13 protein-coding genes are annotated in these 11491 nt (G+C 34.3%); 6 read left to right on the forward strand and 7 right to left on the reverse strand.

Going from position 1 to position 11491, the window contains the following annotated elements; all coding sequences use genetic code 11:
* Positions 1–274: 274 nt before the first annotated feature.
* Both OZP15_RS04530 and OZP15_RS04535 read right to left on the reverse strand, forming a co-directional pair.
* On the reverse strand, positions 275–766 hold the full coding sequence (locus OZP15_RS04530; protein ID WP_269227297.1) for a hypothetical protein: 492 nt from the start codon (positions 764–766) through the stop codon (positions 275–277).
* Positions 756–1688 (reverse strand): hypothetical protein, encoded by a 933-nt coding sequence (locus OZP15_RS04535; protein ID WP_281337129.1) that lies wholly within the window; start codon positions 1686–1688, stop codon positions 756–758. Before OZP15_RS04535 ends, OZP15_RS04530 begins: the two co-directional genes overlap by 11 nt.
* Before the next feature lie 473 nt (positions 1689–2161).
* Between OZP15_RS04535 and OZP15_RS04540 the strand changes: the two genes are divergently transcribed.
* The gene (locus OZP15_RS04540) at positions 2162–3571 is read left to right on the forward strand and encodes an APC family permease (RefSeq protein WP_269227301.1); all 1410 of its coding nucleotides are present in this window, start codon (positions 2162–2164) and stop codon (positions 3569–3571) included.
* 219 nt (positions 3572–3790) lie between these two features.
* Here OZP15_RS04540 and OZP15_RS04545 read toward each other — a convergent pair whose 3' ends face one another.
* Complete coding sequence (locus tag OZP15_RS04545; protein WP_281337130.1) at positions 3791–5185, reverse strand: Do family serine endopeptidase; 1395 nt, start codon at positions 5183–5185, stop codon at positions 3791–3793.
* 182 nt (positions 5186–5367) lie between these two features.
* On the opposite strand from OZP15_RS04545, the gene dapF reads away from it, so the two are divergent.
* The 5 genes from dapF (at position 5368) to OZP15_RS04570 (ending at position 9390) form a co-directional block, all read left to right on the forward strand.
* On the forward strand, positions 5368–6150 hold the full coding sequence (gene dapF, locus OZP15_RS04550) for a diaminopimelate epimerase (protein WP_281337131.1): 783 nt from the start codon (positions 5368–5370) through the stop codon (positions 6148–6150).
* Positions 6150–6683 carry a GNAT family N-acetyltransferase gene (locus tag OZP15_RS04555; RefSeq protein ID WP_269227303.1) on the forward strand — a complete coding sequence of 178 codons (534 nt, stop codon included), beginning with the start codon at positions 6150–6152 and terminating at the stop codon, positions 6681–6683. The genes dapF and OZP15_RS04555 overlap by 1 nt, the downstream gene beginning before the upstream one ends.
* Before the next feature lie 11 nt (positions 6684–6694).
* On the forward strand, positions 6695–7735 hold the full coding sequence (gene mltG / locus OZP15_RS04560) for an endolytic transglycosylase MltG (RefSeq protein WP_269227304.1): 1041 nt from the start codon (positions 6695–6697) through the stop codon (positions 7733–7735).
* A gap of 2 nt (positions 7736–7737) precedes the next feature.
* Complete coding sequence (locus OZP15_RS04565; protein WP_269227305.1) at positions 7738–8652, forward strand: DUF2279 domain-containing protein; 915 nt, start codon at positions 7738–7740, stop codon at positions 8650–8652.
* A 99-nt stretch (positions 8653–8751) separates the two neighbouring features.
* Positions 8752–9390, forward strand: coding sequence for a peptidoglycan-binding protein LysM (locus OZP15_RS04570; RefSeq protein WP_281337132.1), 639 nt, complete (start codon positions 8752–8754; stop codon positions 9388–9390).
* 81 nt (positions 9391–9471) lie between these two features.
* Here the strand turns inward: OZP15_RS04570 and OZP15_RS04575 are convergent, their stop codons facing one another.
* The 4 genes from OZP15_RS04575 to OZP15_RS04590 all read right to left on the reverse strand — a co-directional run bounded on the left by OZP15_RS04575 (position 9472) and on the right by OZP15_RS04590 (position 11488).
* Positions 9472–9885 (reverse strand): type II toxin-antitoxin system VapC family toxin, encoded by a 414-nt coding sequence (locus OZP15_RS04575; RefSeq protein WP_281337133.1) that lies wholly within the window; start codon positions 9883–9885, stop codon positions 9472–9474.
* Positions 9882–10130 (reverse strand): DUF6364 family protein, encoded by a 249-nt coding sequence (locus OZP15_RS04580; RefSeq protein ID WP_269227307.1) that lies wholly within the window; start codon positions 10128–10130, stop codon positions 9882–9884. The genes OZP15_RS04575 and OZP15_RS04580 overlap by 4 nt, the downstream gene beginning before the upstream one ends.
* A gap of 108 nt (positions 10131–10238) precedes the next feature.
* Positions 10239–10964 carry an SAM-dependent methyltransferase gene (locus OZP15_RS04585; RefSeq protein ID WP_281337134.1) on the reverse strand — a complete coding sequence of 242 codons (726 nt, stop codon included), beginning with the start codon at positions 10962–10964 and terminating at the stop codon, positions 10239–10241.
* Between the two features lie 56 nt (positions 10965–11020).
* The gene (locus OZP15_RS04590) at positions 11021–11488 is read right to left on the reverse strand and encodes a low molecular weight protein-tyrosine-phosphatase (protein WP_269227308.1); all 468 of its coding nucleotides are present in this window, start codon (positions 11486–11488) and stop codon (positions 11021–11023) included.
* Positions 11489–11491 lie beyond the last annotated feature (3 nt).

Below are 11491 nucleotides of genomic sequence, written 5' to 3' on the forward strand. Positions count from 1 at the left end.
AGCGCGAGCGTCCCGCTCGTGCCCACAAATTTGTCACGTCCTAAAATAAGTTTACATTTTGAATTATTATTTAATTGCTTTTGATTGACGGCACGAGCGGGACGCTCGCGCTAGCTGGGTTTTATTTATATTTATGACTTTAGATATTAATACATTTAGGATGTTGGATAAAAAAAATCGGAACAAAAATTATGTTCCGATTTAAATAATTTACATTATTGATATATTGTCATCATTTTTTTGGCATAAATACAAAATCATTACAAGATGAATTTTATGGATTATTAATCAATTTCTGAATTTCAATTTCAAGTTTCTTTTTTTCAAGTGTAAGTATTTCATCATCTAATTTTTTTGTTCGATTCCATTTAATAAATCCAAACAAAATTAAAAAAATACCAACTGGAAAAAATATCCAAAAAATTATACTATAAATTTTTGTGTATGAATTTCTAGATATCAATTCATTGTATTTGTTTTCACAAGAAATTTGATTTATCTCATTTTCAAGATGATTTTTCTTGACGATTAATAAATCAGTATCGGTTGCAGTTTGGAGATTAGAATTTATCTTATCTGCTTCTTTTTTGTTACTTTCTATTTTATAATTTAAAATACTTAACTCATTTTTTATCTTAATTGAAAGTACTTCTAATTCTTGCTTTTCTTTTAAGGGATAATAAACCGTCATAACAATAAGTAAAATACCTACTGTAACTAAATATTTATATAAATTTTCTGAACCTGAAAAGAAACTATTTTCCATTTGAAAAGGGTTTTAAAAGTTCATTAGGATTAATTTTTAAAGTATCAAGACCTATTGCTGTTTGGTCTAAAACTCGTCTGTTTTTATCAATTAATTTACGAATTTGTGGGTCTTGTTGATTATCAAGATTACCGCAGGAAGCTACACTCAATAAGAATGCCAAAATTGCTAATGATTTACCAGCTTTAATTAATTCAATACTCCCTCTTGATTGTAAACTAATTTTGACGAAAAAATCTTCTAAATTATCGTCAAACTTCAATTCTTTGTTAATATCATGTATTAAAGTATCAATGTTATCCATTAAACTTCTAATATCTTCAAAATTTATATTTTCATCTTTTAATATATTTAAAACAAAGTGAGTCTCTTCACCTTTTTTAAATAAATTCCCTATTTCTTTGTCAATAAAAGGTGCAAATCTATTAATGTTACTAATTGAATGTTGATTTGATTTGACTTGAAAAAAAACTGGATTTAAGCTTCTAATATTTTTAATTGTAAGCCATTCTATTCGTCTTCTTTTAAAATGTGTTCCGTTACCTATTAATTCTGGCACTTCATAAGCTTCGTCATCTGCTACTCTCCCAAATGCTAATCGATCTGAATTTCGGCTAGGCACAACTACAATGTCATTCTTTTTTAATGTTAAAAAAGTATTGATTTTATTGTAAGCAGCTGTTACTTTACCCTTGTTTTTACTTACACTTCTATCTAACTTATCTGTTATTGCAATTTTTTCAGTTATATAGCCTTTATTGTTTTTTTTTAGTTCATCTAATGTAAAATAATCCCAACCAATGGCTATATAATCTCCCTTTGTAAATTCATCAAAATGCTCACCATATGTTGTCCTTACGAACCAATAGTTGACACCATTACCAACATTATTTACTCTACCTAATATTTCGTTAACTGTCATTATGTTGTTAATTAAGGATAAATTTTACAAAAATAAAACAATATTAAGTTAAATAATCTTAATATTTACAAAGTTACAAAAAAATAAAAGCAAAATTTTGAATCTAAATTTGTTATCTTATAAATTACAATTTAAAAAGGCAATGTTATTGAAATATACAATCGTCATTGTTATAGGAGTTTGCGTGAGGGATGGAAGCGGCATCCTTTTGTGGAGTGCTAACGGAACAAAAGATACAGCGGACAGCCCGACCCGTAGTTTTTCACGGAGGGTCACGCCCCAATAATCAATAACGAATCGTCACTCTTTTGCCTATTTTCGTTTCATTTTTTTATCTCTTTTCTTAAATTTCCCAAAAAAGTATATCTTTAGCCAACTAAAAACAATTACGAATTAGAAATTACGAATTACGTGGGTAGAAATGTTTTATAATTAAAAACCAATAATTCAGATTACTTAAACTAAACCCAAAGATGGAAGACAATAACCAAGAAGATTTTAAAAGAGAACTCGGATTACTAGACGGAACGATGCTTGTGGTGGGTTCGATGATCGGTTCGGGAATATTTATAGTAAGTTCGGACATTGCCAGACAAGTAGGTTCGGCAGGATGGCTTACAGTGATTTGGCTTTTGGCGGGACTCATCACGATGATTGCTGCTGTGAGTTATGGCGAGTTGAGTGCAATGTTTCCCAAAGCGGGCGGGCAATATGTGTACCTTAAAGAAGCTTACAATAAATTAATTGCTTTTCTGTACGGTTGGAGCTTTTTTGCTGTAATCCAAACGGGAACGATTGCTGCGGTGGGAGTGGGTTTTTCGAAATTTGCGGCTTATTTGTATGCGCCTTTGAGCAATGAAAATATTCTGTATGAAATAGGTACTTTCCAATTGAATGCTGCCCAAATTGTTTCGATTATTACCATTGTTTTGCTAACGTATGTCAACAGTCGTGGGGTGAAAAACAGTAAAACGATGCAAACGGTTTTGACTGTGGTTAAGATTTTGTCTTTGTTTGGATTGATCGTTTTTGGCTTTCTTTTGGCAGCCAAAGCCGATGTTTGGAACGCCAACTGGACGGATGCTTGGACGCCTCGTTCTTATAATGTGGACAGCAGTTCGTGGATGTCTATCAGCGGAACGGCTTTGATTGCTGGAATTTCGGCAGCCATGGTGGGTTCTTTGTTTTCGAACGATGCTTGGGTTGGGGTAACATTTATTGCTGGTGAAATCAAAAATCCAAAACGCAATGTGGGATTGAGTTTGTTTCTAGGAACTTTCTTGGTGACCATTATTTATCTTTTGGCTAATATGATGTATTTGGCGGTAATGCCGTTGGAAGAAATTGCCACTGTTCCTTATGATAGGGTAGCGGTGGCGGCTTCGCAACATACTTTTGGCGATACGGGAACCTATATTATTGCGGTAATGATTATGATTTCGACTTTTGCTTGCAACAACGGATTAATTATGGCGGGTGCGAGAGTGTATTATACCATGGCAAAAGACGGTTTGTTCCTCAAAAAAGCAGCAACTTTAAATGATGCTAGCGTTCCGGCTTGGGCTTTGTGGATGCAGTGTATTTGGGCTTCGTTCTTATGTTTGACTGGAAAATATGGCGATTTGCTGGATTATGTGGTGATTATTGTAATGATTTTTTACATCTTGACCATCTACGGAATTTTTATTCTCCGCAAGAAAATGCCCGAAGCTGAAAGACCTTATAAAGCTTTTGGTTATCCTTTTTTGCCTTTTCTTTATATTATTTTGGCTTCGGCAGTTTGTATTTCTTTGTTGCTCACTAAATTCTCGACTTGTGGCTGGGGAGTTTTGATTATGCTAACAGGAATTCCGGTATATTACTTTACCAAACCGAAAGAGTAGTGAATTTGGAACGCGGATAACACGGATCAAACGGATTTTCGCTGATAGCTTAAAATTTTTACTTTTTGAAACCTTTGTCAAAGTTCAAAACTTTGACAAAGTTGATTGGTAATAAATAAAAAAATCCGCGGCAATCCGTTTAATCCGTGTCATCTGTGGCTAACCATAAAAAAAAACCGTTCTAAATTAATCAGAACGGTTTTCTTGTTTTTGGATGACTTAAATAATAATTCGGATTATTTCTCCTCGTTTGTTAATCATTTCCATTTGGATGCTTTGATTTTCGGCTTTGTTGTTCAAAATTTTCGAAGCCGATTCGATGTCTTTGATTTTTACGTTGTCGATGCTCAAGATGATGTTTCCTCTTAAGTCTTCTTCATACTGTTTTAAGTTTTCGTTGGTGATGGCTTTTATTTTTACGCCACTTTCCAAATGAAATCTTTTCTTGTCGTTGGCATCTATGTTTTCCAACTCTAAACCTTTAAATTCAGTATTGAAGAACTCATTTTTACTTAAAATTACAGGAACAGTTTTGTTTTTTCCTTCTCTGATAAATGTTACTTCTACTTTGTCATTCGGTCTTTTGGTATTAATATAACCCGAAAGATCGGCAAAAGTAGCAATGTTTTGATTGTCTAATTTAACGATGATGTCGCCTTTTTGCAATCCTGCTTTTTCGGCTCCTGATTTTTTCACCACTTTATTGATATAAAAACCTTGGGTTTCTTTGATACCTAATTCTTTAGAAGCTTGTGCGTTCAATTCGCCTCCTTCAACACCCAAAACGCCTCTTTGTACATTTCCAAATTCAATTAAATCATCAATTATTTTTTTGGCATTATTAGATGGAATTGCAAACGAATAGCCGGTATAAGAACCTGTTGGAGACGAAATCATCGTGTTGATTCCTATCAATTCGCCACGAGTGTTGACTAATGCACCACCACTATTTCCTGGGTTTACAGCCGCATCAGTTTGTATGAACGATTGAATACCGCTCGTGTCCAAGTTTCTGGCTTTGGCCGAAATAATTCCAGCCGTAACAGTCGAAGTTAAATTATACGGATTTCCAACGGCCAAAACCCATTCACCAATTTTTACCGAATCCGAATTGGCGAAAGCGGTGTAAGGTAATTTTTCGTCGGCAGTAATTTTCAGCAAAGCAATATCCATCTTGGAATCCGTTCCAATGAGTTTGGCTTTGTACGATTTTTTATTGTTTAAGGTGATTTCTATTTCGGATGCGTCTTTGATGACGTGGTTGTTGGTTACAATATAACCATCTTCCGAAATAATTACACCCGAACCTGTTCCTACTTGTTCTTGTTGTTGTCCACCTCTAAAACCATAAAAATATTCTAATAACGGATTAGAAACAGTGGTTCTAGAAACATTTTTTACGTGAACCACCGTGTGAATTGTTTTGTCGGCTGCTTCGGTAAAATCAACGGCTTCTGCAGATAAACCAACAGTTCTTCCGTACGAATTGGGAGCTTGGGTTACAATTGATTTTTTCGAAAAATAGCCATTGTCGTCAAATAACAATTTATAAGAGCCCAAGGTTACGGCTCCGCTCAACAATGATACTAAAAATAGGCTTGAAAATCGTTTCATAGTTTTATAGTTATTTAAGAATTTACGCTGTAAAATTATAAATTTTAGTATTTCAAAAAAACAGTTTAACGCTCGGTTAACAATCTTTAACGTATCATTAATATTTGCATTTTTGACGGTATAATTTAACCTAATGTTTTGAAATCTAATTTGTACTTTTGTAACTCTTAATACATACTGTAATGCAATTAGAATTCTATAAATATCAGGGAACAGGAAACGATTTTGTAATGATTGACAATCGTTCGGGATTTTTCCCAAAAGAAGATGTACAACTCGTTGCCCGTTTGTGTGATCGCCGTTTCGGAATTGGTGCTGACGGATTGATTTTGTTGGAAAATGACACCGAAACCGATTTCAAAATGGTTTACTACAATTCCGATGGGAATACCAGTTCGATGTGTGGAAATGGTGGTCGTTGTTTGGTGGCTTTTGCCAAAGATTTAAACGTGATTGCCGATAAAACAACATTCATAGCCACCGATGGCTTGCATCACGCAACTGTTGCTAGTGACGGAATCGTTTCTTTACAGATGATTGACGTTGCTGATATCAAAAAAGAAACCGATTATACTTTTATGAATACTGGTTCGCCACATCACGTACAATTGGTGGACGATTTAGAACATTATAATGTAAAAGAAAAAGGAGCAGCGTTGCGTTATGGTTCTTTATATGGAGCAGCAGGTAGCAACATCAATTTCGTAAAAAAAATCAATGAAGATACGTTTTCACTTCGCACCTATGAAAGAGGAGTTGAAGATGAAACTTTGGCCTGCGGAACTGGTGCAACAGCGGTTGCCATCGCCATGAATGCCACAGGACAAACCAATGCTTCTTCTATTAATTTGAATGTAGAAGGCGGAAAATTAGCCGTTTCTTTTGATAAAATAGGTGATTTGTTTACCAATGTTTTTCTGATTGGGCCTGCGGAATTTGTTTTTAAAGGCGTTATTGAAATATAATGATTACTCTCAAAGGCGAAAATATCTACCTCCGAGCACTCGAACCCAATGATTTGGAGTTTGTCTATGCTATGGAAAATGACCAAAGCATTTGGGAAGTAAGCAATACACAAACACCTTACAGTCGGTTTTTGGTGAAGCAATACCTCGAAAATGCCCATCAGGATATATATGAAGCCAAGCAATTGCGATTGGCGATTTGTCAGGATGAAGATTTTCCAGCCCTTGGATTAATCGATTTATTTGATTTTGACCCAAAGAATAACAGGGCGGGAATTGGTATCGTTATTCAGTCAGTAGAAAACAGAAAACAAAACATCGGTTCCGAAGCTTTGGAGTTGTTAGTCAACTATGCTTTTTATCATTTGAATCTACATCAATTATATGCAAATATAGCTGTAGAAAATGTTGCGAGTGTGGCTCTTTTTTCTAAATTTGGATTCCAGAAAATAGGCACAAAAAAAGATTGGACTTTAGTCAATGGAGTGTATAAAGACGAGGCTATTTTTCAATTAATAAATCATCAACTTTAAAAATTTCAATTTTGAACTTAAAGAAAATCATAACAATAGCATCTGTAGTACTAATATCAGGATTACTGATTTACGGAGGAATACTAGCCAATCAGGTTTTTTCTAAAAACACCAAATTTTCACAATCTGAAGTTTTTGTTTTTGTACCAACAGACGCTACTTATGAAGATGTTAAGAAAATATTAGAACCTTTTGTAGAAAACATGAACCGTTTTGAAATGGTGGCTAGTAAAAGAAGCTATCCCGAAAATGTAAAATCAGGACGTTTTTTATTGACCAAAGGAATGAATAGTTACGATTTGGTGAAAGCTATGCGAAGCAATGTTCCCGTGAAATTGGCTTTCAACAACCAAGAACGATTGGAAGATTTTGCCACTCGAGTGAGTTCACAAATAGAACCCGATAGTTTGACTTTGATGAAAATCTTCAAAGATTCCATCTTCCTGAAAGAGAATGGTTTTACAGAAGAGAATGTTTTTGCCATGTTTATCCCGAATACTTACGAAGTCTATTGGAACATTACTGCCGAAAAATTCCGTGATAAAATGATTAAGGAATACCATAATTTTTGGAATGAAGAGCGAATTGCAAAAGCCAAAAAGCAAGGTTTAACCCCTGTTGAAGCTACTATTTTAGCTTCAATCGTACACAAAGAATCCGTTAAAAAAGACGAAAGACCAAGAATTGCTGGTGTGTATTTGAATCGTTTAAAAATTGAAATGCCATTGCAAGCTGATCCAACCGTAATTTATGCCTTGAAAAAGAAAGACAACGATTTCAATCAAGTAATCAAAAGGGTTTTGTATAATGATTTGTTTTTGACTTCACCTTACAATACGTATAAAGTGATTGGTTTGCCTCCAGGACCTATTGCAATGCCTGATATTACAGCCTTGGAAGCTGTTTTGAATCCAGAAAAAAATGATTTTATTTATTTCTGTGCCAGCGTAGATCGTTTTGGCTACCACGAATTTGCGGTAACCTTACCAGAACATAATATAAATGCCAAGAAATACGCAGATTGGATCAACAGTCAAGGAGTAAAAAGATAGTTTTGAATTACAAAAAGCAGTTTTATTTTTTGTTGCTGTTGGCGTTCCAAAGCGTTTTAGGGCAAAATTCATTCGATACTTTTCTTAAACCTTCTGATTCTTTAAATAAAAAGAGGCAGAATGCTGTATTCGTTACCGAAGCCGTTTTAGCCTCTGGTGCTTTGATTGGCTTGAACCAACTTTGGTATGCGGATTATCCCAAATCCGATTTTCATTTCATCAATGATAATTCCGATTGGATGCAAATGGATAAAATAGGACATCTTTATTCTTCTTACCATATTGGACGATTGGGAGCTGAAACTCTGAATTGGAGTGGAGCCAACCAAAAAAACCAATTGATTTATGGAGCTAGTTTAGGATTTGTGTTCTTAACCGCTGTTGAGGTTATGGATGGATTTTCTGCCGAATGGGGAGCATCGATAGGTGATGTTGTTGCCAATGCTTCGGGAACGGCTTTATATGTTTCGCAAGAACTAATTTGGAACGAACAACGCATCATTCCAAAATTCTCTTTTCACACTACAAAGTATGCTGATTACAGACCCAATTTGTTGGGTAATTCTTTGCAAGAACAAATCTTAAAAGATTATAACGGACAAACCTATTGGCTTTCGGCAAATTTGCATTCTTTTGCCAAAAATTCTAAAATACCGAAGTGGTTGAACCTTGCTTTGGGTTATGGAGCAGAGGGAATGATTGGCAAAAATGATGATAAAAATCAGATTATTTTTCCTGCAAATATGGAAAAATTTAGAAAATTTCACATAAGTTTGGATTTAGATTTGACAAAAATCAACACAAAATCGCAGTTTTTGAAGACCGTTTTTTCGGTTTTAAATACGGTCAAAATCCCCGCCCCGACCCTTGAATACTCGCCTCAACGGGGATTCAAATTTCACACTCTCTATTTTTAGAAAATCTTAACTTGTTGATTTTCAGACTTACTATTTTTTATTGTATATTTGCACCGTAGAAATTTCAAGATGGGACAGCGTTTTGAAGAAAAATAATTTATGATAAACAAATGGTCTTTTTACACAACTTTGACTATTATTGTAGCTTTTTTAAGCTCGGGCTTTAAGCCTTTTGATCTAGAAACCAATCAGTGGTTTTTTACTGATGAAAAAGATGGTGCACACTACTTATTTCCATCTCAAAAACAAAATGAATATACTAATTTGAGTGTGCCTTTTACTGGTAAATTTTTTGTCGGTTATAAAGAAGCAATTGCTTTCAAGGAATCCCAAGGGAAGTACAAAAAAATTAATTCGTTAGGGTATATGGGCAAATACCAGTTTGGCACCGAAACCCTAAAAACAGTTGGAATTCACGATAGCAGTCGCTTTTTGAATAGTCCAAAAATGCAGGAAAAAGCTTTTGTAGCACTTCTGGCAAAAAACAAATCCGAATTAAAGAACGTTATCGAAAAATACGAAGGAAAAGTGGTAGCAGGTATTCTAGTTACTGAATCTGGAATATTAGCTGCAGCACATCTTGGTGGAGTAGGTTCGGTAAAAAAGTTTTTTAGAAACAACGGAAATCGCTATTACAAAGATGCTTACGGAACTTCGATACGAACGTATATGAGAGATTTTGGAGGCTATGAAACCTCTGGAATTGTAGCCAATAGTAATGCTAAAGTAAGCCTGTAATTATTGCTGTATAAATTTAAAACCACGTCGATTGACGTGGTTTTTTTATGTAAAATAAATACTTTCTAGATGAATATCGTGTTATTGGATGCTACTCAAATACTCATCGGCTGTCATAATTGGAATTGTAGCGTTCTTAAAGTCTTTCCCGTTTCGAGTGATGATAATCGAACAATTAGCTTGTAAGGCAGTAAAATATTGAACTGCATCTTCAAAATCTTTAAAATTCGAATTCAATCCTTTTTCAATTGTTTCTTCATCAACTTCACAAACCTCACAGATTATTTTAAATTTTCGTAATTTATTCAAGACAGATTCCGATGTTTCGAATTTATTTAAAACGTAATCTACTGTTGTAAACGAAAGAGGAGAGACAACTAAAGTGAGCTTTTTTTGATCCGCCAAGGTTGCAATTTTTGCAATTGAATCAAAAAAAGGAATTCTTTCTCCCAGCAAATCCAATATAACATTAGTGTCTAAAAATAGTCTGGTCATTTGTGTTTTTGTTCTAAATAATCAGCACGGTCTTTTTTATAATCATAATCAGCTGGAATTTTAACTCCTGATGAAAGACTTTTTACAAAGGGAGAAATCTGCAAGTCGTTATTCGATTGATCAGTAGTTAAAGAATTGAAATAGTTTTCTATTAGTCGAGACAAACTTATTTTTTTTTCAGAGGCATAATTTTTAGCTTTTTCAATTATCTCTTGATCTAACTTTAAAGTAAGTTTAGCGTCCATGATTCAAATGTTTTTATACGTACAAATATACAAATTTAAAACGTGTTAAAATATAGTTACTCGTTTTTTTGATTTAAACTGATTTTGTGAATGGATTGAAATACGTAATTACATTTTATGAATGATAAAAATAGTTGGGCGGTTGTGTAAATCAACTTTGATTTTTTTCCATTCAGAAGCTCTCATTGTTTTGATGAATTCCGTTGGCATAGTAATGTCAGTAGCCACACAAATATAAGTGGATGGATTCAAGGCTTGAATAATATCTTCCAGCATTTTATTGTTTCGATAAGGAGTTTCAATAAAAAGTTGCGATTGATTTTTATCTTGCGATAATTTTTCTAGATTTTTTAATGCTGATTTTTTTTCACTTTTATCGATTGGAAGATATCCATTAAAAGCAAAACTTTGACCGTTCATTCCAGAAGCCATAATCGCTAATAAAATAGATGAAGGACCTACTAGCGGGACAACTTGAATTCCTTTTTCGTGAGCCAATTTTACAATAACAGCTCCAGGATCGGCAACTCCGGGGCAGCCGGCTTCACTCATGAGTCCCACGTTTTTTCCTTCTAAACAAGCTTGGAGCATCTTGGAATGTTCCGAAACTTCGGTGTGTTTGTTTAAGGAACTTAATCGTAACGAAGCTTGCACTTTTGTTGGTTGAATGCTTTTGATGAATTTTCGAGCCGTTTTTTCGTTTTCTACAATAAAATCGTCAATAAAATCGATGCTTCTTTTTATAGTTTGAGGCAATACATCATTTGGGTCACCTTCTTCACCTAAAGTAGTTGGGATTAAATATAGTTTTCCTAAAGTAAGATTTGGCTTCATTATATTTTATTTAGATAGGTGAAAACCTTCGAGTTCTTGATTTGTAATTAAAGAAATCAAGGGTGCTTCTCTATCAGTTTTTTAGCAATAACATCACAGGCATCGTTGAGCATTTGATAAACCGCTTCAAATCCGTTTGGCAAACCGTAGTAAGGATCTGGCACATCTACATTTTCGTTAGGAAATAATTCGTTCAAAATGAGTTGTACTTTTTCTCGGTGTTCTGGATTTTTAGTCATTAATATTACATCGTCATAATTGGAATTATCCATTACGTATATGTAATCAAATGCCTCAAAATCGTTCATAGAGAATTGTCTTCCTCTTTGATTTGAAATGTCTAAATGATGTTTTTGGGCAACAGCTATAGAACGTTCGTCAGGTTTTCGACCAATGTGCCATGAGCCTGTTCCTGCCGAATCTACACTGAATTTATTTTTAGGAAGTTTGGAGGCTAATATCCCTTCGGCTAGTGGTGACCGGCAAATATTACCTAAACAAACCATCAAAATTTTTACCGGCATAAT

Origin of the sequence: Flavobacterium eburneipallidum (genome assembly GCF_027111355.2) — a bacterium.
Lineage (GTDB): Bacteria > Bacteroidota > Bacteroidia > Flavobacteriales > Flavobacteriaceae > Flavobacterium > Flavobacterium eburneipallidum.